The sequence below is a fragment of the Alteribacter aurantiacus DSM 18675 genome, from assembly GCF_000429705.1.
In the GTDB taxonomy this organism is placed as follows: domain Bacteria; phylum Bacillota; class Bacilli; order Bacillales; family Salisediminibacteriaceae; genus Alteribacter; species Alteribacter aurantiacus.
In genome coordinates this window covers 2,024,786-2,049,562 of record NZ_KE386941.1, presented here as the reverse complement: position 1 = coordinate 2,049,562, position 24,777 = coordinate 2,024,786, and the positions used below count along the sequence as shown (strand labels likewise).

The following is a 24,777-nucleotide window of genomic DNA, read 5'->3' as shown; positions in this document are numbered from 1 at the left end:
CGCCGATAAACCCCTTTCATGTCTTGGCTATTCAGTCCATTCTCTTTAACAATTCTTTGATTGGGCTATTCCACTCGATTTTGGCGTGTGGATAGCGGATGGATATTTCTTTTTCGATAAACAAAAAGTCAGTTTTTCGTAATCCTTTTAGCCTGTCTTTTTCCTCTGTCCAAACGGTAATGGATGTCACGTCAAAAGAGTCATCTACCGTTCCTAAGTATTTCTCACCTTCAAACATGACATGGCCATAGGTGAGAAAGAAGTTTTTTCTCACATTATCCGAATCATCGAGAAAATAAAACCCGCCTTTATTATGGGCTATCTCTAGTTTTCGACGAGGATCGATGGCATATTTAATCACACTGAAAATGAGTATGGAAACAGCAATCAGGAGCAGGACTCGAAACAAAATCACGCTCAGCATAAAGATCTCTCCCTTTTTAAAACGTATCTATCATGCACGAAATCATTTCTTAATACTAGTGTGTACGTGCCAACTCAAAAAAAGTTTCAAATATCATCTAAATTATTTTATCATTTTATTTGTTCATGTAGCAGAAAGTTTACATACAGCCAACAAGGAGTGACGTATATGGATTTTACCCGTTTATTTGAGATGCAAAAAGCATTAGACAAACATATTGAAACAAAACATGGCTTAACTGAAGAATCTCTTGTGGAACGAAAGCTTTTAGCTTTTTCTGTAGAGCTTGGTGAATTGGCGAACGAAACAAGGTGTTTTAAATTCTGGAGTGAAAAGCCACCTTCAGAGAAACGTGTGGTTCTTGAAGAATATGTAGATGGGGTCCATTTTCTTATGTCTATCGGGATTGAATTTGGTTTTGACGACCATGTGGAGTACTTGTTTCCAGAAGATCAGGAAGCTTCAAACGAGCAGCTTACTGAAGATTTTTTAGAGATTCAATCTAGTTTGGTTGACGTTCAAAAAACAAGGGATTTCTCTAATTACAAGGCTTTTTTTAATGCGTATCTTCGTCTCGGTGCACACCTCGGTTTTACAGAGGAGGATCTATTGACCGCTTATCTGGACAAAAATGAAGTGAATTACAAAAGGCAGCAAGAGGGGTATTGAGGGTTACGAAATGATTGAGCTAACTTAGTAAAAACGTTATACTATTTGAAGATACATAATTGTTAAACAAATTTGGGAGGGACTTTTGATGGATAATACGTTAAAGATGCTCAAAGAGTTGACTGATGCCAATGGCATTCCAGGTAATGAGCGCGAAGCAAGAGACGTGATGAGAAAACATATCGAGCCTTTTGCTGATGAAATTGAAACGGACGGGCTGGGGAGTTTAATTGCAAAGAAAACAGGATCTGTAGCTGATGGACCTAAAATTATGGTAGCGGGACATTTAGATGAGATCGGTTTCATGGTTACAAACATTGACGATAACGGCTTCTTGAAATTCCAAACGGTCGGCGGCTGGTGGGAGCAAGTGATGCTTGCTCAACGAGTAACGGTCATGACAAAAGACGGCAATATCCCTGGGGTAATTGGTTCGAAGCCTCCGCACATTTTACCACCGGAAGTTCGTAAAAAGAGTGTAGACAAAAAAGACATGTACATCGATATTGGTGCATCAAGCCGAGAAGAAGCAGAAGAGTTCGGCGTACGTCCTGGAGACTCAGTTGTACCTGTGTGCGAATTCACTGTTATGAAAAATGAAAAAATGCTTATGGCTAAAGCTTGGGACAACCGTATTGGCTGTGCGATTGCCATTGAGGTTCTTCGCCAGCTTAAAAATGAAGATCACCCGAATACGGTTTATGGGGTAGGTACGGTTCAAGAAGAAGTAGGTCTTCGCGGAGCCCGTACATCTGCTCACCACATTCAGCCTGACATTGGCTTTGGTGTAGACGTAGGGATTGCCGGTGACACGCCTGGTGTAAGTGATCGTGATGCTTTGGCGAAAATGGGTAAAGGTCCTCAAATCATCATGTATGATGCTTCCATGGTGAGCCACAAAGGTCTTCGTGACTTTGTAACTGGTACGGCAGACGACAAAGAGATCCCGTATCAATTTGACTACGTACCAGGCGGTGGAACCGATTCAGGTGCCATTCACCTGACTGCAAACGGTGTACCGGCCCTATCCATTACAATTGCGACGCGTTATATCCATACTCACGCAGCTGTTCTCCACCGTGATGACTTCGAAAATGCAGTAAAGCTTATTGTCGAAGTGATCAAGAAGATGGATAGAGAGACGGTAAATAAGATTACATTTGAATAAGATTAAGGGAAAAGGCAGCTGCGGCTGTCTTTTTTTTGGTGGGGATGGTGAGTGAGGGGCTAACCTGTTTAAACGCTGCGCCAACCTGTTTAAATGGCGCGCTAACATGCTTAAATGGAGGACTAACCTGTTAAAATGCTAACTTGTTTAAAAGTCGCACCAACCTGTTTAAACAACTTCTCCCCCTCCTCTTAAAGAGAAAAAACCGACCTCATCGCGAGAAGTCGGTTACCGGGGTTACTTTTGCAACCCTTGAGAAATTTGCTGAATCATTTCTTGTTTCTCTTGCTCGTTTGCTTCGTTCCAGTAAACTTCAAACAAAACCCCAAGACCAGGGAGCATTTTTTCTTCTTTACTTTGGATCGCGTCTTGAATCGTTGCTTCTACTTTTTGCTCATCGCTGCCTTGAATATTTTGCATAATCGCGCCACGAAGATTAAAACTCATATAGATCATCCTTTCAAGGTGTCGTAATCCTGAAACAATCCAACGAATTTTGGATGTAGTCTCATGTATAGTATGATATTTAAAAGAAGAATTATGTAAAAAACATCAAGCTGTGCGATAATGAGAGCACAAATCGTTAAAGGAGCAACAAAATGGAACGAATTGAATCACCTAAAAATCCAAAAATTAAAGCGTGGAAAAAACTCCATACAAAGCGAGGCCGAGAAAAGTCCGCTTTATTTATGATTGAAGGGCGTCACCTCATAGAAGAAGCACTAAAAGCGAATCTTCCGTTCGTAGAACTGATCGTACGTGAGGACGAGGAAATCCCGAAAGAGTGGAAAGCCGCTGACGTGAAGCCTGTTGAAGTAACGGAACGAGTGATGAAAGAACTATCCGAAACGGAAACACCTCAAGGGTTTGCAGCTGTCTGTGAACTGCCAGAAAATGTGAACCTCCCATTGGAAAAAGGTCAGTATCTGTTTCTTGACAGAATTCAGGACCCCGGTAATTTGGGAACCATTATCCGAACCGCACATGCAGTAGGAGTCGACGGCATTGTATTATCAGAAGGCACAGCTGATCCATATAACAGCAAAGTGTTACGTTCTACTCAAGGGTCGTTGTTTCATATCCCTATCCAGAAGATGGACTTGCACGAAGCGATCTCTCTGAGTAAAGAAAATGACGTCCCTGTTTTTGGCACGTCTTTTGATGGTAGTACGTATTCAGCCATTGAGCCACAAGGATCCTTTGCCCTTCTGGTCGGAAATGAAGGACAAGGAGTCGACCCCGCGCTTCTCGCTGAAACGGACCAAAACATCTACATTCCACTCTACGGAGGAGCCGAATCCTTGAATGTGAGTGTAGCCGCCGGCATCTTACTGTATCACTTGAAGCTCGTTTAAAAAATCAGTAAGTGGCAACAATGGTTATTAGAGCCGTTGCAACAAAAATAGAAAAAGGATATAATATCCCCATACAATTGAAGCAGCAAATAACTGTGATGGAGAGTAGTACGCTGAAATGTCAGCATTCAGGGACAAAGTGCCATAGACTGAGAGCACTTTGATGCGAAGACACAGCCGAATTCACTCCGGAGTTGGCACCGGAACATAAAGCATCGGCTTTATTAAGGTAGCCCGGACCCAGTCCGTTACTTGATCGAGTGAGTAAACGCACGTTTACTAATGAGGGTGGTACCGCGAGTCTTTCGTCCCTTTTACAGGGATGAAAGGCTCTTTTTGTTTGTCAAAAAACGAGAAGTAGCTGCGAAGGCTGTGTTCAATAAGGTAAGAGACGTTGCTCAGTCAAGGTAAGAAATACAGCTGGAAATTAAGCAAGCAGGATGTCTCCAAAAGGATAGTGGATGAAAAATTGATTCATTCAAACTTCTCAATCAATTCTAAAAGATGTTGCGTAGTTGAGCGGAATATGCGACACTCCTGCGGAATAACGAAGCAGGTGAGACCCCGCAGGGCATCGCCCGAGGAGGCTCACCGTGAGTCCGCGGAAAGGGAGCGTATTCCGCTCAACGAAGCTAAAAATCCTGGTGAAATTGAAACAGCTTTAAGTTCTATCTTCACTCAGGAAACACCAACAAATCATGACCCCATACAAGGAGGAATCGAACATGCTCGACCGTTTAGAAGAATTGCAAAGGGAAGCCTTGCAAAAAGTTGAACAAGCAAGCGAGTTGAATGACTTAAAAGACGTTCGCGTTGCTTATTTAGGAAAAAAAGGTCCGATCACGGAAGTACTTAAAGGAATGGGCAAGCTCTCAGCCGAGGAACGCCCGAAAGTAGGACAAAAAGCAAACGAAGTCCGTGACGAAATCAAAACTGCCATTGAAGAAAAAGAAAGCCGTATGGAAAAAGAAGCTCTTGATAAAAAGCTTAAAGAAGAATCCATTGACGTGACACTACCAGGACGTCCTGTTCGCCGCGGCAATCGTCACCCATTAACGGCTGTTGTTGAAACGGTTGAAGACGTCTTTATCGGCATGGGCTTCTCTGTTGCCGAAGGGCCGGAAGTAGAAACCGATTACTACAACTTCGAATCCTTGAACCTGCCGAAAGATCACCCGGCTCGTGACATGCAAGATACGTTCTTTATTACATCCGATCTTTTACTACGTACGCAAACGTCTCCTGTGCAGACCCGTACGATGGAGAAGCATGAAGGACAAGGGCCAGTTAAAATCATCTGCCCTGGTAAAGTGTATCGCCGTGACGAAGACGACGCGACTCACTCTCACCAGTTCATGCAAATTGAAGGACTTATGGTCGATAAAAACATTCGCATGAGCGATTTGAAAGGCGTTCTTGAAACATTCGCTAAAAACTACTTCGGTGAAGACCGCAAGATCCGCCTACGCCCAAGCTTCTTCCCATTCACAGAGCCATCTGCTGAAGTGGACATTTCTTGTGCCATTTGTGATGGCGAAGGGTGCCGTACGTGTAAACAAACAGGATGGATTGAAGTCCTAGGTGCCGGAATGGTACACCCGAACGTATTGAAAATGGGTGGTTTTGACCCTGAAGTGTATTCCGGATTCGCCTTTGGTATGGGCGTTGAACGACTAGCGATGCTTCGCTACGGAATTGATGATATCCGTCATTTCTACACAAACGACATGCGATTTTTATCACAGTTTAAATAAGAGGAGGACGAACGTGTGCTAGTATCTTACAATTGGTTAACAGAGTATTTACACATAGATGACTATACACCTGCTGACATTGCGGAGAAATTGACCCGAAGCGGAGTGGAAGTCGACATTTTACACAAATTAGGTGAGGGCATTGAAGGCGTCGTTGTAGGCTACGTCCTTGAGTGCGAAAAACACCCCGACGCAGACAAACTAAACGTCTGTAAAGTCGACATTGGCGAAGAAGAGCCTGTACAAATCGTATGCGGAGCGAAAAACGTCGGTCAAGGCCAGCACGTAGCCGTAGCGAAAGTCGGCGCAATCTTGCCAGGAGACTTCAAAATCAAAAAAGCCAAGCTTCGCGGTCAAGCGTCCCACGGAATGATCTGTTCCTTGCAAGAGCTTGGTATTGAAGCGAAGTTCGTTTCCAAAGCGTACGCCACAGGCATCTTCGTATTCCCGAACGACGTGAAACCGGGACAAGACGCTCTGGAACAGCTGAACTTAAACGACACAGTACTTGAACTTGACCTTACACCGAACCGCGCAGACTGCCTAAGCATGATCGGTGTCGCTTATGAAGTAGGAGCAATCTTGGATCGTGAACCAAAGCTTCCACAGCCAAGCGTTCACACAGCACAAGAACTGGCGAGCGACTACATCGGTGTATCCGTTGATGATAAAGACGACACACCTTTTTACGGCGCGACGATCATAAAAAACGTCAAAATAAAAGAGTCCCCACTATGGCTCCAAACACGCTTGATGGCAGCCGGGATTCGCCCAATCAACAACGTTGTTGACGTAACCAACTACGTATTAATTGAATACGGACAGCCGCTTCACGCGTTTGACTATGACCTGATTGGCTCCAAAACCATTCGCGTACGCCGCGCTCATGATGAAGAACAAATGGTCACCCTAGACGACCAAGAACGCACACTCACCAGTGATCACCTCGTCATCACAAACGGTGAAAAACCAATCGCACTCGCCGGCGTCATGGGAGGAGCAGACTCCGAAGTCCATAATGGCACAACGACGATTCTCCTAGAAGCAGCCGTATTCAACGGATCCGTCATTCGCCAAGCCAGCAAGCACACAGGACTCCGCAGTGATGCGAGCACCCGTTACGAAAAAGGCGTCGACCCTGCCCGTGTTAAAAAAGCAGGCCTTCGCGCAGCCCAACTGATCGCAGAGCTCGCTGACGGGGACGTACTCGAAGGACCAGTAGAAGTAGACGGTCGTGACGAGTCACCGGCAAAAGTAGAACTATCTCTTGAGCGAGTGAATCGCAAGCTCGGCACAGATCTCACAACAACAACAGTTGAAGGAATCTTTCACAGACTCGGCTTCTCGTTTACAAAAACGGCTAAAGGCTTTAACGTGGAAATCCCAAGCCGTCGCCAAGACATTTCAATCGACGTGGATCTCCTTGAAGAGATCGCCCGATTGTACGGATACGACAACATTCCGACAACCCTTCCTGACAGTGTAACAACCCCAGGAGGACTAACAAAGAAGCAAACAATCAAACGAAAAAGCCGCCGTTACCTTGAGAGTGCGGGTATGAACGAAGCAGTCACATACGCCCTTACAACAGCGAAAAAAGAATCGAATTTGCGTCCATCATGGATCAAGCATGATGTAAGCCTTGCACTACCAATGAGTGAAGATCGAAGCACACTCCGTACAACGCTCATTCCGCACTTGCTGGATGCCTTAAGCCACAACAAAAACCGTAACGTTCAAGACGTAGCGTTGTTCGAACTTTCATCTGTGTTCCACACAGTTGAAGAAACGGTTACCACACAGCCAAATGAAAAACTTCACCTCGCTGGAGCGATCATGGGAATGTGGCATGAACATCAGTGGCAACAAGAACGAAAGCCGGTCGACTTCTATGTAGTCAAAGGTCTTGTAGAAGGGCTGATTGAAGAACTTGATGCAGACGGAGAGATCACATTTGAGCAAGAAGAGATTGCGGGCATGCACCCAGGACGTGGCGCACGCGTTCTTGTTGGAAAAACGGACATCGGCTACCTTGCCCAAGTTCACCCGGCAACAGCGAAAGAATGGTCACTTAAAAACGTCTACGTGTTTGAATTGAACATGGATCGTTTGGCTGACCAAACAAAAGGGGACGTTCGTTATGAACCAATCCCACGCTTCCCATCCATGGATCGCGATATCGCTCTAGTAGTAGATGAAAAAATTTCATCCGGAAAGCTTGAAGCAGTCATTCGTTATGAAGGTGGAAGACTTCTAAAAGGTGTGAAACTCTTTGACTTGTACGAAGGTGAAAACCTAGAAGAGGGCAAGAAATCTCTTGCATTCTCCCTTAAGTATCAAGACCCGGAGCGCACGCTTACAGATGAAGATGTGAGTAAAGTGCATAATCGCGTTGTTGAAAAGCTCGAAGCAGAGCTTGGTGCGACGTTAAGAAGCTAAATAATAGCCAAAAACCCGGTCGCGTTTGCGACCGGGTTTTTTCGTAGTTCGTGGTTGATTACGGTTATGGAGAGTTTAGGCGCGTTTATAAAGAATTTGAGAGTGTTTATAAAGCATTTCAGAGTTTTTATAAAGAAGTTTGGACGTTTTATGAAGAACGTTTGGTGATTTAAAGAGAATTCGACAAACGCACTGGTCTTAGACCAACTTCGTAGCTTTCTCCGTATTCGCAAAATGCATCTTCGTGCACATGCGTAGCTTTTCCCGTCCGTACTTTCGGATCACGGCGGCGGCCGCTTGATCAACTTTTCCGCTCGCCCCTTTAGGTACGTGAAGGCCAAGGCCAGCTTCCAAATTGTCCATTTCACGGATGAACGCATACCGTGCAATGACTGAAGCTGCAGCGACGCTTACGTGAAGGCTTTCTGCTTTTGTTGCAAAGTAAATCGGTTTGTCTGAGTCCCATGCTTTGTTGCTTTGCTTAAGGTAGTTGAAGTACACGCCTGGCTGACAGAACTGATCCACAAAAACACCTTCTGGCTGCAATCCTTGGTCTGCACATTTCTTCAACACGTTCTCGATGACTTTATGGTGCATCATTGCTTTCATGCGGCCTTGATTATACCCTTTGGCTTGAAGCTCGTTATATTTTTCGTTTGATAGGGTAAGGAGGCTGTATGTGGAATGTTTAATAATCTCAGGAGCCAGCTCTTGAATAGTAGGGTCTTTGATCGTTTTTGAATCCCGAATTCCCATGTGTTCGACTTCTTTCATCTGGTCTGGTGTCAAGTATGTGCAAGCGACAGTAATCGGACCGAAAAAATCACCGGTTCCTGCTTCGTCACTGCCGAGTAAGGAACGGGTTTGGAGGTTCGATGGAGGTTGATAGTCGTGCACATCGACCGATTTTTTAGCAGAAGCAGATGGCTTCGCTTTTGTGACGGTCGTGCCGGCGCCTTTCCATTGTGACGCTTCTGCAGTGGCTGCTCCGCCTTGAAACAGTACTTTTCCCGAATTGTAGGCCGTGATTGTACAGCTACCTACTTTTGCTGCAAATGCCGCGCTTTGCGGCGTGTTCGGTTTAAGTGAGGCTTTGTAGTGTTCTTTCATTTTATGTAATTGGGTGCTTGAGACTTTGATCACTTCATGGCTCATAAAGACCATCCTCCTAATATTGACTATGTACGAGTATAGCAAATTAAAGATGTGATTAGAACGAGCAAGTTGTTTGTGAAAAAAGATCTCAGTTTTACTTCTACTTTAATGTGGAAAACCCTTCCTAGTTAATAAAGGTCCATTCCGTTAAAGGTGAACTTTTATCCAGGCGTCGCTTCAAAACCGCTAAGCTAATGAACTACAAGTAGACAGCCATTCGCGTCGAAAACGTTCTAACACAAATTCATGTTCGATGTAACGAATATGAAATATTTTCAATCATCATTCTACATGTTATGATAGAGTTTAGGATAATTATGACGAATGGAGGCTGTCGTTGGTGGGAGAAGGGACGGGTAAGAGTCGCACAATCGTTACAATTTATGGGCAGCAATACACGATCGTAGGTAAAGAAAGTCCCGATCACGTAAAAGAAGTTGCCAGTCTTGTTAATCATAAAATGAAAGAAATTAAAGGGAAGAACCCTTATTTAGATTCGGGTAAGCTGGCTGTTTTGGCTGCCTTAAATATAGGAGACGAGCTTATTAAGCTTAAAGAGGAGAAACATAACACAAAAGAGAAAGATGGGGAATAGAAGAGATGCTCACATTATTGTTATTTATCATCCTTATCGGAAGCTTCCTTGTCGGCTTCCGTAGAGGACTTATTCTTCAACTTGTCCATTTGTTTGGATTTGTTGTCGCTTTTATTGTTGCGTACATGTATTATCAGGAACTCGCTTCGTACATACGATTATGGATTCCGTTTCCGTCTTTCGGCGATGGGGGGCAGTCCCTTTTAGTGGAAGCCTTCTCTATTGAAGAAGTGTATTACAACGGAATTGCATTCGCTATTCTTTTCTTTGTGACGAAGATCGTGATGCAAATCCTAGGTTCCATGTTTGATTTTTTGGCACACTTGCCAATCCTACATACCATCAATGGGTGGCTTGGAGGAATCTTGGGGCTTTTGGAAGGGCTCCTAATTACGGTTATTTTAGTCCACTTAGGTGCGCTAATCCAGATTGATTTTATCCAAGAGCTCATTGCCAACTCCACCTTGGCACAATTGATCTTCCAATACACACCTATCATTTCGAATCAGCTGAAGGAATTATGGCTGGACGTAGCTTTCGGAGAGACTTCCTTTTTCTCATAAGGGAGTCTTTCTTTTTTGGGAGAGGCTGTGTGAGAATTAGTCGAGTTAGTGAGGGTTTTAATTGAGTTAACGAAAGCATTAGTCGAGTTAGCTCTCTAAAACACGCAGTATCATCCGGTTGCAGGAACACTCTGAAGTTGGATATGATGATAGAGGTTAGTTATATAAAAAATGAGGTGAATACTCATGTCAGAAATGAACAAAAAAGACATTATTAAAACGCTCGAAACGATTGCTGTTTATTTAGAGATAAAAGGCGAAAATGCTTTTCGTGTATCAGCCTACCGGAAGGCCGCCCAGGCACTAGAGAGAGACGAAGGGACGATCGAAGAGATTGGTGATCCGTCTAAGCTCAAAGGGATCGGTAAAGGCACGGCGAGTATAATTAAAGAATTAATGGAAAAAGGAGAGTCTTCTTTTCTGAATGAACTCAAAGAAGAGATTCCGTCAGGGTTAATCACGTTGCTCGCGCTACCAAGCATGGGTGGAAAAAAGATCGGAAAACTGTATCAAGAGCTTGGTATTGAAGATGCAGAAACATTAAAAAAAGCCTGTGAAGAAAACAAAGTTCAAGCGTTGGCAGGATTTGGGGCCAAAACAGAAGAAAAGATTCTAGCTGCCTTGGAGGATTTCGGAAAAAGGCCGGATCGCTTGCCTTTATCCCTTGTAATGCCTGTTGCAGAAGAAGTAACAAAACGGTTGAACAGCTTTACAGATATTCATCGTTTCGAACTTGCCGGGAGCTTTAGAAGAGGACGAGAAACGGTTAAGGATCTGGACTTCATCATATCCACTGATAACCCGGACAGTGTAGGCGAGCAGATCAGCCTAATGGACAATATTAAGCAGATCGTCGGACACGGGGAAACCAAGATCAGCTTAGAGCTGGAATATGAGGACAATCTCGTTGTTCCCGTAGACTTTCGTATGGTTAAAGATGAAGCATTTGCCACCACTTTGCATCACTTTACAGGATCCAAAGACCATAATGTGTTTATGCGTCAGCGTGCAAAAGACAACAAAGAAAAAATTAGTGAATATGGCGTTGAATCGATTGAAACAGGGGAAATGACAACCTTTAAAGATGAAGCGTCGTTCTTTGACCACTTCGGTCTTCCTTACATTCCTCCTGAAGTACGTGAAGGGTTTGATGAGCTAGAAACAAAAAAAGAAGATCTGGAGCTCATTGAACATAAACAGATCAAAGCGGACTTGCATATGCACACCACTTGGAGTGACGGAGCCCAGTCTATTCGTGAAATGGTCGAAGCAAACCGCGAACGAGGCTATACTCATATGGCCATTACGGACCATTCGAAATTTCTACGTGTAGCAAACGGTCTTTCTGTTGAACGTTTGAAACGTCAGCACGAGGAAATCCGTAAGCTTAATGATGAATACAATGATTTTACAATCTTTACAGGCATTGAAATGGACATTTTGCCGGACGGAACGCTTGATTATGATGATGATGTGTTAAAAGAGATCGATTTTGTTATCGCGTCGATTCATTCCGGTTTTAATCAAAAGGAAGAAACGATCATGGAGCGGTTGACCAATGCCCTTCAAAACCCCCATGTGGCTATGATTGCTCATCCGACAGGAAGGCTAATTGGTCGTCGAGGTGGTTACCCTGTCGATATTGATAAGTTGATTGAACTGGCTAAAGAAACGGATACGATTCTTGAGTTAAATGCGAATCCGAACCGTCTTGATCTTGCATCAGAGCATGTAAAGAAAGCGCAAGATGCCGGTGTGAAAGTTGCTATCAATACGGACGCTCATCGGATTGACATGCTCGATCACATGCCTGTTGGAGTAAAAGCAGCTCGCCGAGGCTGGTTGAAAAAAGAAACAGTCGTGAACACGTGGGACCCGGAGTCACTAATGGCCTACGTGAACAAAAATAGATAGATATACAGGAGGTGTTCCCTTATATGGAGAGGGTTTGCCGAGTTTTAGAATATAACAAGATGAAAAAGCAGCTTATGCAACATGCGAGCTCAAGCTTGGGGAAAAAACGTGTTGAAAAGCTCATGCCGAGTACGGATTTGGAAGAAGTTCGCCACGCTCAGAATGGAACGTTTGAAGGGGCGAAAATATTACGGTTAAAGGGACAAGCCCCTCTTGGGGGAATTCGTGATATTCGCGCCTCCATTAAACGTGCTGCAATCAGCGGGATGCTCAATGAACAAGAGCTCCTTGACATTGCGTCAACCATTTACGGAAGTCGCCGATTCAAGAGTTTTATCGAACAATGTATAGAAGATGAGATTGACCTTACCATCTTGGCTTCAATGGCAGAAGACATCATCCCCCTTACAGACTTGGAGCGATCAATTAAACAATCGATTGACGAGAACGGAGAGATGCTTGACTCCGCGAGTCCTCAGCTTCGTTCGATCAGGCAACAGATTAGAAATCACGAGTCGAGCGTTCGTTCAAAGCTCGAATCGATGACAAGATCAGCAAACAGCCGAAAAATGCTCTCTGATGCGATCATCACAATTAGAAACGACCGCTACGTCATTCCGGTTAAGCAAGAGTACCGGGGCCAATTCGGTGGTTTGATCCACGACCAGTCTTCTTCCGGAGCGACGTTGTTTATTGAACCGGATGCAGTTGTATCTATTAATAATCAACTCCGAGAAGCAAGAGTAAAAGAGCGTCAGGAAATCGAAAGGATCCTTCATGAACTTACGGGAGAAGTGAGCGAAGAAGAGGACAATCTCAAACTCGTCGTAGACACGATGGAGGAAGTAGACTTTCTATTTGCCAAGGCTTATTACAGCCGTGAAATTAAAGGAAGCCAGCCCACGCTTAATGACGAGGGGCGTCTTGACTTTAAAAAAGCCCGTCATCCCCTTATTCCAGGTGATGAGATTGTTCCGATTGATGTGGAACTAGGAAACGCGTTTCAATCCCTTGTGATTACTGGACCGAATACGGGTGGTAAAACGGTAACGTTAAAGACAATCGGTCTTTTAACCCTAATGGCCCAGTCCGGTCTTCACGTTCCTTGCGATGAAGGATCTGAAGCGGCTGTGTTCCAACAGATCTTTGCCGACATCGGAGACGAACAGTCTATTGAACAAAGTTTAAGTACGTTTTCTTCTCATATGACGAACATCGTAGACATTCTTGATAAACTCGATCATGAAAGTCTTGTCCTTTTTGATGAGCTCGGCGCAGGAACGGACCCAACTGAAGGGGCGGCCCTTGCCATCTCCATTTTGGATTACGTGTATAAAGTCGGTGCTCGAGTTGCCGCAACGACGCACTACAGCGAGCTGAAAGGGTATGCGTACAATCGGGAAGGCGTCATGAATGCGAGTGTGGAGTTTGATGTAGAAACCTTGCGTCCTACGTACAGGCTGATGATTGGTGTGCCTGGTCGCAGTAATGCCTTTGCCATAAGCCGCAGATTAGGTCTTCGTGAAGACATTATAGATGAAGCACAAAGCCAAATCGGTGCGGATACGAATAAAATTGAAAACATGATTGCTTCACTTGATGAAAGTCGTAAACAGGCAGAAAGTGAACAGGAAAAAGCAAACGAACATCGTATTCAAGCAGAAAAGCTTCACCGTGACCTTGAAAAAGAATATGAGCGCTTTGAACGAGATAAAGAGCGGGCAATGGAAGAAGCGGAAGCAAAAGCGCACGAGGCTGTTCAAAAAGCAAAACAAGAAGCAAATGAGATTATTGAATACCTGCGTGAAGTCCAAAAGACAAACCTCGCCATTAAAGATCACGAGTTGATTGAAGCGAAGAAAATGCTAGATGAGGCATCACCGGAGCTGAAATCAAAAGGGAAGAAAAAGACCAAAGAAAAAAAACCAATCGCTAATGCGGACAAACTTCTTCCTGGTGATGAAGTCAAAGTGATTAGCTTTGATCAAAAAGGTCATATCGTAGATAAAGTGAATGATAAAGAGTTTTACGTTCAGCTAGGTATGATGAAAATGAAAGTAAAAGCAACAGACCTTCAGTATATGTCTAGACCGAAGCAAGAGACAAAATCCCCATTGGCTGCCGTTCGAGGGAAGGATGCTCATGTAAAAACGGAACTGGATTTACGAGGCGAACGATATGAAGATGCCATGCTCTTGGTAGATAAATATTTGGATGATGCACTTTTGGCAGGATACAATCAAGTCTCGATTATTCATGGTAAAGGAACTGGAGCTTTGCGAAAAGGGGTTCAAGAGAAGCTCAAACGACACCGTAGTGTGACCCAAACTAGAATGGGGGGCATGAACGAAGGTGGCTCGGGTGTAACCCTCGTTCAATTTAAATAAGGAGATTATGTATCGATGGAAAACATGTTTGAACACGACTTTTTGTATACAGCAGGCGTTTATAGTGTGGCAGTGATGGCTATTATCGTTTTCTTGGCTGTGTTTGAGCTTGTAACACGTTATAAAACATGGGATGAGATCAGTAACGGAAATGTGGCAGTCGCGATGTCAACCGGAGGGAAAATCTTCGGAGTAGCCAATGTGTTTCGTTATTCAATAGAAGCAAACGACACGGTCTTTACGATGCTAGCTTGGGGTGTTTACGGGTTTGTCCTTTTGGTGTTTGTATACTTTATCTTTGAATTTATGACCCCAAAATTTAAGGTGGATACAGAGCTTAAAAACGGGAATCAAGCTGTGGGATTACTCTCTCTTATTTTATCCATTGCCTTATCTTACGTGATTGGGGCGAGCATTCGTTCGTAATTTTTACAAAGCAGGTGAACAGAAGAAATGGAAACATTGTGGAAGATCCTAGCTGTTCTTTGCGCCGTTTTTATGGTTGCGGGAATTATTTATTTGGTCTTTTAATATGACATAAGTTTCATGAGTCATTTATAGAAAACGATGAAGAGAATACTGCGTAATTGTTCCTTCACGTTCCTCTTAGACGATCAGTGTCAAAACCTGATCGTCTTTTTCTATTTTCAGCACATATAGATGAAATAGTGCTAAAAACAGGGTAGGGATAAAAGACCTAGTACAAAATGAGAGGAAATATTTAAAAAATTCAAACAAAATGCTTTTAAAATGAATGCGTTTTCATTAGAATGAGACTAAGAGAGGAGAATGTCCCGGTGAGAAGAAGAGTGAGATCGCCACTCCCATTCCATCCCCATCCGAAAGACGGAATCCTTTAGAAAGGAGAGGTCACTATTAGACGTGAATTGAAAAGCGCTGCTTTTTAATTGAGTTCTAATAAGTATAAGGGAGGAGAAAAAAATGGAAACAGTAAAGCAAAAGCCTTGGTTCCAGCATTATCCTGACGAAATCCCGCGTTCGATCGATTATGAAGTCCGGACATTGCAAAGCTATTTGAAAGAGTCTGCAGAAACGTTTCCAAATAAAGTCGCTTTGGACTTTATGGGTACAGAGATGACGTACACAAAGGTGTATGAGGAATCTCTTAAACTTGCTAATCAACTTAGAAAAATGGGAGTTGAACAAGGGGATCGCGTGGCGATTATGCTTGCCAATACACCACAATCGGTGATTGCCTATTACGGTGCCCTGTTTGCAGGTGCCATCGTCGTTCAAACAAACCCACTTTATGTTGAACGGGAAATTGAGCATCAAATGAACGATTCCGGTTCAAAAGTTATGATTTGCTTGGATTTGGTGTATCCGAAAGTCGCTAATGTGAAGGATAAAACGAGCTTGGAGCACATCATTGTAACAGGCATTAAAGATTATCTTCCATTTCCAAAGAACTTGATTTATCCCTTTATCCAAAAGAAGCGAACGGGGATTAAAGTTGACCTCCAGTACAACGACCGTCTTCACTCCTTTGTAAGTGTGATAAAAGAAGGTGAGGTAAAAGAAATCCCACTCACGGTTGATGCTAAAGAAGATCTTGCCCTCCTTCAATACACGGGAGGTACGACGGGACCTGCAAAAGGTGTTATGCTTACTCACTACAATCTGGTTGTGAACACGTTACAGTGTAAACATTGGATGTATAAAATGAAGCCCGGAGAAGAAGTCGTCATTGCGGCTTTGCCATTCTTCCATGTGTACGGGATGACAACCGTCATGAACCTTGCCATTCGGATGGCTTTTAAAATGGTGATCATGCCAAAGTTTGAACCGAAGGACATTCTTAAAGCGATCGAAAAACATAAAGCAACGATTTATCCGGGAGCTCCGACCATGTATATTGGTCTACTCAATCACCCAGATATTGGGAAGTTTGATCTTAGCTCAATTAAAGCCTGTATGAGCGGATCGGCTCCACTTCCGATCGAAGTACAAAACAACTTCGAAAAAGTAACAAAAGGAAGTCTGGTGGAAGGGTACGGACTTACGGAAACATCTCCTGTAGCTGTCGCGAATCTGATTTGGGGAAATCGGAAAGTTGGCAGTATCGGAATTCCATGGCCTGACACGGATGTAGCTATCTTGTCAGCTGAAACAGGAGAAGCAGCAGAACCAAATGAAATTGGGGAAATTATTATTCGTGGTCCACAAGTGATGCGAGGGTATTGGAACAATCCCGAAGCAACCCAAGCAACCTTTAAAGACGACTGGTTCCTCAGTGGCGATATGGGCTACATGGATGAGGAAGGTTACTTCTACATTGTAGACCGTAAGAAAGACATGATCATTGCAGGTGGATTCAATATCTATCCACGTGAAATTGAAGAAGTTCTCTATGAACACCCTTCAATCCAGGAAGCTTGTGCCATCGGTGTTCCGGACCCTTACCGAGGGGAAACGGTAAAGGTGTTCATCGTATTGAAAAGCGGCAAAACGTTAACCGAAGATGAGCTTGAGGAGTATTGCCGTAAACATCTGGCAGCATACAAAGTTCCTCGTCTCGTGGAGTTTAGAGACGAACTGCCTAAAACGATGATCGGTAAAATCTTACGCCGAGTATTAGTAGAAGAAGAAAAAGAGAAACAGGCGTCATCAGACAACTAAGTTTCGGACTTGGTGTAAAGTCGAGAATTTTAAAAGAAGAGTGGTACCCTTACGATAGGGCATACCACTCTTTTTTTGTTTGTTAAAAACATGAATCAACCACCAATTTATTAGGATATGAATAAAAATTTCAAAAATTTAAACAAAATCCTTTGCATTTGTAATCGGTTTCATTAGAATGGGGATAGAGAGGAAAAATGTCATATCTTGCAACTTCACGCTGGCTAAGGGGAACGTCAGTTGTTTTGAAGTCTGCTAGGTACGCTTGACCGTTGGCGTATTGCGTGTTTCTTTAGAAGGTGAGATGTTCAAGGAGGCCTTTTCATGGATGGACAACTCGCAAGACCGTGGTTAAAACAATATCCAAAAGAAATTCCACAAAAGATAAAATATGAGGAAAAGCCGCTCCAAGCTTATTTAGAAGACGCAGCTAAAGACACACCGACTAAAGTAGCTCTACACTTCATGGGAAAAGAAATGACCTTTGCAGAAGTACATGAAAGTGCACTGCGCTTTGCAAATGGACTAAAAAAGCTTGGTGTACAAAAAGGCGACCGTGTAGCGATCATGCTCGCTAACACGCCTCAATCGGTCATCGCTTATTATGGCGCTCTTTTCACAGGTGCGGTCGTTGTTCAAACGAACCCGCTCTATGTTGAGCGTGAACTGGAACATCAAATGATCGATTCCGGCGCGAAGGTCATGATCTGTTTGGACCTTGTGTACCCTCGAGTAGCAAATGTGATTAAGAAAACCGAGCTTGAGCACGTGATTGTAACTGGAATTAAAGATTACTTGCCGTTTCCGAAAAACCTGATCTACCCTTTTATTCAAAAGAAGAATACCGGCATTAAAGTGGATATTACGTATAATGCTAAAACCCACTCGTTTGCATCCTTTTTGAAAGAGAACGAACCAAAGGAAATCAAAGTGGATGTAAACCCAAGTGAAGACTTGGCTCTTCTTCAATACACCGGGGGGACAACAGGGGTTGCTAAAGGTGTTATGTTAACTCATTACAACCTTGTAGCTAATACAACACAAGCCTTAAGGTGGATGCACCAAATCAATCATGGAAATGAAGTGATTCTCTGTGCTCTTCCATTTTTCCACGTTTATGGAATGACGGTGGGTATGAACTTTTCCATTATGGATCGCTCAAAAATGGTGATAATGCCACGTTTTGATACGACTCAAACGTTAAAGGCGATTGCGAAACAAAAAGTTACGATCTTCCCGGGAGCGCCGACCATGTATATCGGTTTGATCAATGATCCGAAAGTAAACAACTATGATCTGTCTTCCGTAAATGTATGCATTAGCGGTTCTGCTCCATTGCCTGTGGAAGTTCAACAGCGGTTCGAGACGATTACTGGTGGAAAGCTTAGTGAAGGGTTCGGTTTGACGGAAGCATCACCTGTCACCCACTTTAATTTGATGTGGGGCAAACGCCCGAGCGGAAGTATCGGACTACCTTGGCCGGATACAGATGCGATCGTACTCAATTCAGATACAGGAGAGCAAGCGGAGCCTGGCGAAATCGGAGAACTTGTGATTCGAGGACCACAAGTGATGAAGGGGTATTGGAATCGTCCTGAGGAAACGAAAGCCACGTTCCAAGATGGTTGGCTTCTTACGGGTGATATGGGTTATATGGATGAGGAAGGTTACTTTTACATCGTTGACCGTAAAAAAGACATGATCATTGCAGGTGGCTTTAACATTTACCCAAGAGAAGTGGAAGAAGTTCTTTATGAGCATGAAGCCATTCAAGAGGCTGTTGTAATTGGTGTTCCTGATCCTTATCGCGGAGAAACGGTGAAAGCCTTTGTGGTATTAAAAGAAGGCAAAGAATTGTCAGAAAAAGACTTGAACGAGTATTGTCGCAAAAATCTGTCTGCGTACAAGTCGCCAAAACAGTTTGAATTCCGTACAGAGCTCCCAAAAACAATGATTGGAAAAGTGTTGAGACGAGCTCTTGTAGACGAAGAAAAAGCCAAGCGTGAACAAGAAAAAGAAGCGCAGGTTCAAAGCAGTTAACGCCTCTTATCGGGTCCTTGAGCAAAGGGCCTTTTTCTTTTATTCAAACCGATCTTCCAGTGTTTTTTCTTCTGTAATGTATGTGGCTTGATGGCGATGAAGAATTTCACGCACACTTCCTTCTTGAGGAAGCTCGCATTCGACTGTCATCACGATCATCCCAGCGTGCACGTGTTGTTCGATTTTTTCCGCTTCATATCGGTTAATTCCTAAATCAACAAGTCCACCAATTATCCCTCCAGAAGTGATACCAGCCAGAGCAGCATAAATAGGTCCTGCTACAAAAAGGACGCCAAGCCCTGGAAAAGCCATGAGACTAGCTCCGATCAGAGCGCCTCCAACCCCACCAATTGCACCACCGGTCAAGATACCATTAATCGGATGGTCCATTGTCATATCACTCGTTTGTTCTTGATTTTGATGATCTTTATGAATAAAGGAAATATTTTCTCTTTGGACAATTTGGAGTAGTTCGTGAAACGCTTCTTCAGCTTCACTGAGGTTTTCGAAAGTTGCAACAAGGTGCTTGGTCATAGCTAGCCCTTCCTTTCTTACAATTCAAGAATGTATTCTTTTACTGCTTTAATTTGTTCTGTATTCAAACCAAGTGCGGGAAGAGAAGGCATTTCTCCTATTCCGTTCACGAGGATTTCTTGTAGCTCTTCATTATCATAACGCTCAGATACACCTTCAAGTCCGGGCCCGACACTAGGCTCATTTGTAACGTTGTGACAGCCGAGGCAACTCTGTTGGAAGATCGCTTCCCCATCAGCAGATGCCTCACTCACTTGGTTGAGAGGGACAGCGGTAAATGCATATCCAAATGCCCATAAGGCCAGCACGACATACGTAATCATTAAAAAAGGAGGGATTTTCGCATTTCCCATGCGTATCCCGCCAGGTCCGTGGTCGGTCGACTGAATGGGTTCGCCACTTTCTTTTTGTTCTTTTAGCTTTTCGCTCGGATCGATCGAATCTTTATCTTTATGATGCTCGTCACTCATCGTGGGTCCTCCTTTTTATCTCTAATCCACAGGCCGTCCTTCTGATTGAGGAGAAGGCTTTAGGCTCATTAGATAGGCAACCAGGTTTTCTAAATCTTCGTCACTCAAGTAATCGTAGCGTGGCATGATGCTTCCGGGGAGCATTTTTTGTGGATTAAGTAGATGTTCTCTGTGCCAATCTTCATTCCAACGGTTGCCGACCCACATAAGATCGGCTCCAGTTCGTTTGGAACCGAGCATAGCTGGAGCTTCATAGTAATAATCAGACGGCTGAGAGATTGGGCCAAGAGAACTATCGGCAAGAACCGGTCGAACATACATCGTATGACAGGTGTGGCAGCCTTCCCTGATGTATACTTCACGTCCGCGGTACTCAGCAGAATCTAAAGAATAATTACGAATTTCAGCGTTTTCATTCGGTGCCTGCATTTGATCGTCAAAGAAAGGTAAATAGGTGGTCCCGAAAACCCCTAGAAAAAATAACACTGTCGCTCCAATGATATAGGGAAGCATCGATCTTTCGTCTGCACTATCACTCATGCTGTTGTCTCCTCTCTAGTCATGACGGCACTGATAAAATGGATAGGTATTTTATTAGATGCATTAATCATCAGGCGCTGTTCTCTTGCCCTTTTTGAGCATTACGGGCTTTCCCGATCGTAACAGCTAGGTTAACCACAAAGATCATCTGTCCAACTAGCATAAGAGCTCCGGCGATGGCACGGATGATAAAGAGTGGCCTCATACCAACAAGCATCTCAACAAACTGCATTCCATACTGTGCCCCTTCAATCCAAGCTAATCCCTCCAATACACCAGCCGTCCATGTACTAAAGGCAAATAAAAACATCCCAACGACACTAAACCAAAAGTGAGCACCCATCAGCTTTTTAGAATGAATGTCATGATCAATGATTTTGGGAATTGCGTAATACATCATGGCAAAAGCGATAAATGAAAACGCTCCGAACAATGGAAGATGCGCATGACCTGGCACCCAATCTGAGAATTTAATAACTGAACTTGGTCCTTGTAAAGAATGAAAAGGGCCTTGTAAGCAAGTAATTAAATAAAAAATCGACCCTACTACAACAAACATTAACGGCACGTTATGAGGAACGGCGTGCCACTTCCCTTTTAACGTACCGAAGACGTTAGCCAAAACAGACCATACCGGGATAATCAACATCACAGATGGAATGACGCCGGCTTTCATGAGCCAAAGGGGAATTGGCCCGTTTTGCAAATGGTGAGGACCATTCCACACATAAAATGTAGCAATCGTCCAAAAGCCAATGAGAGACAGCTTATGACTGTATAGAGGGTTCTTGGTTAACAAAGGTAGGAGGTAATAAAGAATGCCGACCCCAACTGTTGTAAACCAGAGTCCAATGACGTTGTGACCGTAAAACCAAAAGATTAAAAACTGAGGCACACCACTCAGCATTTTGTATGGAAGGTTGCCGATGATATACAGGCCAATCAACCAAATCAGAGAACCCATGAAGTACCATAGGCTCACGTAAAGTTGCTTTTCATTCCGATTGGCGATGGTCGCAAAACAGATAAAAGCAATCGCCCCGAACATTAATACAACAATAATATCGATCCATAACGGCCACTCCGCGTATTCCGTTGTTGTCGTATAACCAAGAGTCAATACGACGGTGCCAGCAAAAACGACTGCGTTCCAAATGAATGCAGATCCGTAGGCGAGACGGGGAAAAGAGAGGCGGTTACGACACAACTTCGGAATAATATAAAACAGTGCGCCAACATTGGCCATCGTAAGCCAACCGAACAGAACAATATTTGTATGAATCGGACGAATCCTGCCGTATTGCAAGATGATTTGGAGTGGTCCGTAGGCGAGGAAGTTTGGCCAAATGAATTTTAATGATAAGATAAGTCCATATGTCAGTCCGGCGCCTAGCCAAAACAACGAAGAATAGAAATAGATTTTTGCCGGGCGGAAGGGATCGATCTCCGTTTTTACGCTCATAAAAGCCAGCTCCTTAGAAGGGTTGTTGCCAAAGATTGGGCACGTTTGTTACTATAACCAAGTTCCCTTTCCTTATTCTCCAAAAGTTGTCAGGAATGATGGTCAATGGTCGCGAGAAATTTGGAGTTTTTATTTGACACACGAAGTCGAATGATCTAGAATAAGCATATAGTGAATGAATGGTCATTCATTTTTATAGGATTGGCTGAGGAAGTGAAGTTATGGCAAAGAAAAAAGGACAAAAGTTCGATCAAATCATCAATGCTGCTGTTAAAGTGATTGCTGAAAATGGCTATCATCATTCCCAGGTTTCAAAGATTGCTCGTGAAGCTGGAGTGGCTGATGGAACGATTTATCTTTACTTTAAAAATAAAGAAGATATTTTGATTTCTTTATTTGAAGAGAAGATGGGCAACTTTGTACACCTCATTCAAGAGAGGCTCGCAACAGAAACGTCAGTAGAAGAAAAACTGAAGATTCTTATTGAAATGCACTTAAAGCAATTAGAGGCAGATTACGATCTTGCGATTGTGACTCAGCTTGAGTTGAGACAGTCGAATCTAGCCTTGCGATCAAGAATTAACGAGATTCTTAAAGGCTACCTTGGCTTGATTGACTCTATCTTGGTCGAAGGAATGGAGAAAGGCTTTTTCTCACAAGAACTCGATCGTCGTATGGCAAGACAAGTCATTTTCGGAGCCATCGACGAAGTGGTCACAAACTGGGTGATGAAAGATCATAAATATGAACTTGTCCCATTGGCAGAGTCCTTGAATCAAATGCTCATGTCCGGACTCAGAAGGCCGTAGTACGAGAAAGAAAACCTGACACTGTTTTTGCAGGTTTTCTTATTACACGAAGGTGTAAGCGTTTTTATGTCGAATATGGTTAGTTGAGATCGAAAGGAGTGAATCGTTATGAGTACTTATGAATACCTCAGCACATCCAAAGAAAACAAGATCGGGTACATCACACTCCAGCACGCTCCGGCAAATGCCTTGTGTCAGCCGATGTTTGTGGAACTGGATGATGTACTCACAACATTTGAAAATGATGAAGAAGTAAAGGTCATCATCGTTCATGGTGAAGGTCGCTTTTTTGCAGCCGGAGCTGACATCAAAGAATTTACTCAAGGAAAAGACGGTGCCACCTTTCAGGAAATGGCCGAAAGAGGCCAACGTGTATTCGACAAAATGGAAGCGTATCCAAAGCCGATTCTCGCAGCCATTCATGGAGCGGCATTAGGTGGAGGGTTAGAGCTGGCCATGGCTTGTCACATCCGCTATGTAGGAGAACAAACCAAGCTCGGATTACCGGAACTACAACTTGGGCTAGTACCCGGGTTTGCTGGAACGCAACGACTGCCTAAGCTTGTAGGCAAATCTAAGGCCACAGAGATGTTACTCACCTCTGACCCAGTATCGGGGAAAGAAGCCGTGCAACTTGGTCTAGCAGATGCCGCTTTTGAAGAGGAGCAGGTTCTCGAAGAAACGAAAGCACTTGCTGAAAAGATCGCCCAAAAAGGCGCGATCGCAGTGGCATTTGCGCTGGAACTTATCCAACTTTCTGACGGAAGTCCCGAAGAAGGGGCAAAAGAAGAAGCGAAACGATTTGGCGAAGTCTCTCAAACAGAAGATGCGAGAGAAGGTATTGACGCGTTCTTGAACAAACGCAAACCGGCTTTTAACAATCGATAATCATCATTTTATATAGTAGTCATGTTGCTTTTAAACAAGGAATGTAAAAGCTGAAGTCCCCGAAATTTCTGTGTGGGATGCTTGCAACCATAACAGGAAAAGGGAAAAGGACGGAGGCTTCAACCATAATTTCTATTAATGAAAATGCAACAATTTATTAAAAAGATAGTGATAATTTGGGAGGGAACAGAATGAACATTTATGTCATTTTAAAGCGTACGTTTGATACAGAGGAAAAAATCCAAATTTCAAACGGTCAAATTGTAGAAGACGGTGCGGAGTTTATCATCAACCCTTATGACGAATATGCCATTGAAGAAGCCATTCAGCTTCGCGACGAGCACGGTGGAGAAGTAACCCTTGTAACCGTTGGAGAAGAAGAGGCAGAAAAGCAACTTCGTACGGGCCTTGCTATGGGCGCTGACAAAGCGGTTTTAATCGACAATGAGGATGTGGAAGATCAAGATCCATACTCAACTCAAGCGTTACTTGCTGCTTATTTTGAAGATAAAGAGTATGACATTATCTTGGGTGGAAACATCGCAGTTGATGGCGGATCCGGTCAAGTAGGACCTCGTCTGGCTGAAAAACTTGATATCGTTCATGTAACATCCATTGTGAAAATTGATATTGCTGACGGAAAAGCAACGATTGAACGCGATGTGGAAGGAGACCAGGAGATTGTTGAAGTAGCCCTTCCTGTACTCGTAACCGCTCAACAAGGATTAAACGAACCTCGTTATCCTTCTTTGCCAGGTATCATGAAAGCGAAAAAGAAGCCTCTTGAAACTCTTGAAGTAGACGACTTTGATCTGGACGAAGACGATGTAGCAGGAAAAACGAAAACCGTAGACCGCTACTTGCCACCTGAAAAACAAGCGGGTAAAGTGCTTGAAGGTGAAATGGACGATCAAGTAAAAGAGTTGGTTTCTTTACTTAAAAACGAAGCAAAAGTGATATAAACAGAGGAG

General features: G+C 43.6%; 22 protein-coding genes and 1 other annotated feature. Of the genes, 15 read left to right on the top strand and 7 right to left on the bottom strand.

Translation table 11 applies throughout. The features are described 5' to 3' along the window. Positions 1-31: 31 nt before the first annotated feature. Positions 32-424 (bottom strand): hypothetical protein, encoded by a 393-nt coding sequence (locus G476_RS0113730; RefSeq protein WP_035186514.1) that lies wholly within the window; start codon positions 422-424, stop codon positions 32-34. 168 nt (positions 425-592) lie between these two features. On the opposite strand from G476_RS0113730, the gene G476_RS0113725 reads away from it, so the two are divergent. After that, positions 593-1,093 carry a dUTP diphosphatase gene (locus G476_RS0113725; RefSeq protein ID WP_026690608.1) on the top strand — a complete coding sequence of 167 codons (501 nt, stop codon included), beginning with the start codon at positions 593-595 and terminating at the stop codon, positions 1,091-1,093. Between the two features lie 88 nt (positions 1,094-1,181). Then, a complete protein-coding gene (locus G476_RS0113720) occupies positions 1,182-2,261 on the top strand; it encodes a M42 family metallopeptidase (protein ID WP_026690607.1) in 1,080 nt (359 codons plus the stop codon). A 237-nt stretch (positions 2,262-2,498) separates the two neighbouring features. Here G476_RS0113720 and sspI read toward each other — a convergent pair whose 3' ends face one another. After that, a complete protein-coding gene (gene sspI / locus G476_RS0113715; protein WP_026690606.1) occupies positions 2,499-2,708 on the bottom strand; it encodes a small acid-soluble spore protein SspI in 210 nt (69 codons plus the stop codon). 152 nt (positions 2,709-2,860) lie between these two features. On the opposite strand from sspI, the gene G476_RS0113710 reads away from it, so the two are divergent. From G476_RS0113710 to pheT, 3 genes are all read left to right on the top strand, one after another. Continuing rightward, positions 2,861-3,616, top strand: a complete 756-nt coding sequence (locus G476_RS0113710) for a TrmH family RNA methyltransferase (RefSeq protein WP_026690605.1) — start codon at positions 2,861-2,863, stop codon at positions 3,614-3,616. A gap of 86 nt (positions 3,617-3,702) precedes the next feature. Next, positions 3,703-3,932 (top strand) — a binding site (T-box leader). Positions 3,933-4,341: 409 nt separating this feature from the next. Next, complete coding sequence (gene pheS / locus G476_RS0113705) at positions 4,342-5,370, top strand: phenylalanine--tRNA ligase subunit alpha (protein WP_026690604.1); 1,029 nt, start codon at positions 4,342-4,344, stop codon at positions 5,368-5,370. Positions 5,371-5,385: 15 nt separating this feature from the next. Beyond that, positions 5,386-7,809 (top strand): phenylalanine--tRNA ligase subunit beta, encoded by a 2,424-nt coding sequence (gene pheT, locus G476_RS0113700; RefSeq protein WP_026690603.1) that lies wholly within the window; start codon positions 5,386-5,388, stop codon positions 7,807-7,809. Between the two features lie 198 nt (positions 7,810-8,007). On the opposite strand, the gene rnhC is transcribed toward pheT, so the two are convergent. After that, positions 8,008-8,964, bottom strand: a complete 957-nt coding sequence (gene rnhC, locus G476_RS0113695) for a ribonuclease HIII (RefSeq protein ID WP_026690602.1) — start codon at positions 8,962-8,964, stop codon at positions 8,008-8,010. 340 nt (positions 8,965-9,304) lie between these two features. Here rnhC and zapA point away from each other — a divergent pair, with 340 nt between their 5' ends. The 7 genes from zapA to G476_RS0113660 all read left to right on the top strand — a co-directional run bounded on the left by zapA (position 9,305) and on the right by G476_RS0113660 (position 19,103). Beyond that, positions 9,305-9,559, top strand: a complete 255-nt coding sequence (zapA, locus tag G476_RS0113690; RefSeq protein WP_026690601.1) for a cell division protein ZapA — start codon at positions 9,305-9,307, stop codon at positions 9,557-9,559. Between the two features lie 5 nt (positions 9,560-9,564). After that, positions 9,565-10,122, top strand: coding sequence for a CvpA family protein (locus G476_RS0113685; protein WP_026690600.1), 558 nt, complete (start codon positions 9,565-9,567; stop codon positions 10,120-10,122). Positions 10,123-10,317: 195 nt separating this feature from the next. Further along, positions 10,318-12,036, top strand: a complete 1,719-nt coding sequence (gene polX, locus G476_RS0113680; protein ID WP_026690599.1) for a DNA polymerase/3'-5' exonuclease PolX — start codon at positions 10,318-10,320, stop codon at positions 12,034-12,036. Between the two features lie 23 nt (positions 12,037-12,059). Continuing rightward, complete coding sequence (locus G476_RS0113675; RefSeq protein ID WP_026690598.1) at positions 12,060-14,423, top strand: endonuclease MutS2; 2,364 nt, start codon at positions 12,060-12,062, stop codon at positions 14,421-14,423. Positions 14,424-14,438: 15 nt separating this feature from the next. Then, the gene (locus tag G476_RS0113670) at positions 14,439-14,849 is read left to right on the top strand and encodes a DUF350 domain-containing protein (protein WP_026690597.1); all 411 of its coding nucleotides are present in this window, start codon (positions 14,439-14,441) and stop codon (positions 14,847-14,849) included. 516 nt (positions 14,850-15,365) lie between these two features. Then, positions 15,366-17,063 carry an AMP-binding protein gene (locus G476_RS0113665; protein WP_026690596.1) on the top strand — a complete coding sequence of 566 codons (1,698 nt, stop codon included), beginning with the start codon at positions 15,366-15,368 and terminating at the stop codon, positions 17,061-17,063. A gap of 324 nt (positions 17,064-17,387) precedes the next feature. Then, positions 17,388-19,103 carry an AMP-binding protein gene (locus tag G476_RS0113660; RefSeq protein WP_026690595.1) on the top strand — a complete coding sequence of 572 codons (1,716 nt, stop codon included), beginning with the start codon at positions 17,388-17,390 and terminating at the stop codon, positions 19,101-19,103. A 39-nt stretch (positions 19,104-19,142) separates the two neighbouring features. Here the strand turns inward: G476_RS0113660 and G476_RS22045 are convergent, their stop codons facing one another. The 4 genes from G476_RS22045 to G476_RS0113640 all read right to left on the bottom strand — a co-directional run bounded on the left by G476_RS22045 (position 19,143) and on the right by G476_RS0113640 (position 22,109). Continuing rightward, positions 19,143-19,637: a hypothetical protein gene (locus G476_RS22045; protein ID WP_051314807.1), complete on the bottom strand. Its 495-nt coding sequence runs from the start codon at positions 19,635-19,637 to the stop codon at positions 19,143-19,145. 17 nt (positions 19,638-19,654) lie between these two features. Beyond that, entirely contained in the window at positions 19,655-20,107 is a 453-nt protein-coding gene (locus tag G476_RS22935) for a c-type cytochrome (RefSeq protein WP_051314806.1), read from the bottom strand. 21 nt (positions 20,108-20,128) lie between these two features. Continuing rightward, positions 20,129-20,647, bottom strand: a complete 519-nt coding sequence (locus G476_RS22930; protein WP_051314805.1) for a cbb3-type cytochrome c oxidase subunit II — start codon at positions 20,645-20,647, stop codon at positions 20,129-20,131. Positions 20,648-20,717: 70 nt separating this feature from the next. Then, on the bottom strand, positions 20,718-22,109 hold the full coding sequence (locus tag G476_RS0113640) for a cbb3-type cytochrome c oxidase subunit I (RefSeq protein WP_026690594.1): 1,392 nt from the start codon (positions 22,107-22,109) through the stop codon (positions 20,718-20,720). 221 nt (positions 22,110-22,330) lie between these two features. Between G476_RS0113640 and G476_RS0113635 the strand changes: the two genes are divergently transcribed. The 3 genes from G476_RS0113635 to G476_RS0113625 all read left to right on the top strand — a co-directional run bounded on the left by G476_RS0113635 (position 22,331) and on the right by G476_RS0113625 (position 24,768). After that, positions 22,331-22,918 carry a fatty acid metabolism transcriptional regulator FadR gene (locus G476_RS0113635; RefSeq protein ID WP_026690593.1) on the top strand — a complete coding sequence of 196 codons (588 nt, stop codon included), beginning with the start codon at positions 22,331-22,333 and terminating at the stop codon, positions 22,916-22,918. A gap of 108 nt (positions 22,919-23,026) precedes the next feature. After that, positions 23,027-23,806 carry an enoyl-CoA hydratase gene (locus G476_RS0113630; protein WP_035186512.1) on the top strand — a complete coding sequence of 260 codons (780 nt, stop codon included), beginning with the start codon at positions 23,027-23,029 and terminating at the stop codon, positions 23,804-23,806. A 191-nt stretch (positions 23,807-23,997) separates the two neighbouring features. Continuing rightward, a complete protein-coding gene (locus G476_RS0113625) occupies positions 23,998-24,768 on the top strand; it encodes an electron transfer flavoprotein subunit beta/FixA family protein (protein ID WP_026690591.1) in 771 nt (256 codons plus the stop codon). The last annotated feature ends 9 nt before the right edge of the window (positions 24,769-24,777 follow it).

What these genes read in the sequence shown, in the direction of transcription:
- G476_RS0113730 (WP_035186514.1), bottom strand. Translation starts at nt 424, where the DNA reads ATGCTGAGCGTGATTTTGTTTCGAGTCCTGCTCCTGATTGCTGTTTCC.
- G476_RS0113725 (WP_026690608.1), top strand. Translation starts at nt 593, where the DNA reads ATGGATTTTACCCGTTTATTTGAGATGCAAAAAGCATTAGACAAACAT.
- G476_RS0113720 (WP_026690607.1), top strand. Translation starts at nt 1,182, where the DNA reads ATGGATAATACGTTAAAGATGCTCAAAGAGTTGACTGATGCCAATGGC.
- sspI (WP_026690606.1), bottom strand. Translation starts at nt 2,708, where the DNA reads ATGAGTTTTAATCTTCGTGGCGCGATTATGCAAAATATTCAAGGCAGC.
- G476_RS0113710 (WP_026690605.1), top strand. Translation starts at nt 2,861, where the DNA reads ATGGAACGAATTGAATCACCTAAAAATCCAAAAATTAAAGCGTGGAAA.
- pheS (WP_026690604.1), top strand. Translation starts at nt 4,342, where the DNA reads ATGCTCGACCGTTTAGAAGAATTGCAAAGGGAAGCCTTGCAAAAAGTT.
- rnhC (WP_026690602.1), bottom strand. Translation starts at nt 8,964, where the DNA reads ATGAGCCATGAAGTGATCAAAGTCTCAAGCACCCAATTACATAAAATG.
- G476_RS0113685 (WP_026690600.1), top strand. Translation starts at nt 9,565, where the DNA reads ATGCTCACATTATTGTTATTTATCATCCTTATCGGAAGCTTCCTTGTC.
- polX (WP_026690599.1), top strand. Translation starts at nt 10,318, where the DNA reads ATGAACAAAAAAGACATTATTAAAACGCTCGAAACGATTGCTGTTTAT.
- G476_RS0113675 (WP_026690598.1), top strand. Translation starts at nt 12,060, where the DNA reads ATGGAGAGGGTTTGCCGAGTTTTAGAATATAACAAGATGAAAAAGCAG.
- G476_RS0113670 (WP_026690597.1), top strand. Translation starts at nt 14,439, where the DNA reads ATGGAAAACATGTTTGAACACGACTTTTTGTATACAGCAGGCGTTTAT.
- G476_RS0113665 (WP_026690596.1), top strand. Translation starts at nt 15,366, where the DNA reads ATGGAAACAGTAAAGCAAAAGCCTTGGTTCCAGCATTATCCTGACGAA.
- G476_RS0113660 (WP_026690595.1), top strand. Translation starts at nt 17,388, where the DNA reads ATGGATGGACAACTCGCAAGACCGTGGTTAAAACAATATCCAAAAGAA.
- G476_RS22045 (WP_051314807.1), bottom strand. Translation starts at nt 19,637, where the DNA reads ATGACCAAGCACCTTGTTGCAACTTTCGAAAACCTCAGTGAAGCTGAA.
- G476_RS22935 (WP_051314806.1), bottom strand. Translation starts at nt 20,107, where the DNA reads ATGAGTGACGAGCATCATAAAGATAAAGATTCGATCGATCCGAGCGAA.
- G476_RS22930 (WP_051314805.1), bottom strand. Translation starts at nt 20,647, where the DNA reads ATGAGTGATAGTGCAGACGAAAGATCGATGCTTCCCTATATCATTGGA.
- G476_RS0113640 (WP_026690594.1), bottom strand. Translation starts at nt 22,109, where the DNA reads ATGAGCGTAAAAACGGAGATCGATCCCTTCCGCCCGGCAAAAATCTAT.
- G476_RS0113635 (WP_026690593.1), top strand. Translation starts at nt 22,331, where the DNA reads ATGGCAAAGAAAAAAGGACAAAAGTTCGATCAAATCATCAATGCTGCT.
- G476_RS0113630 (WP_035186512.1), top strand. Translation starts at nt 23,027, where the DNA reads ATGAGTACTTATGAATACCTCAGCACATCCAAAGAAAACAAGATCGGG.
- G476_RS0113625 (WP_026690591.1), top strand. Translation starts at nt 23,998, where the DNA reads ATGAACATTTATGTCATTTTAAAGCGTACGTTTGATACAGAGGAAAAA.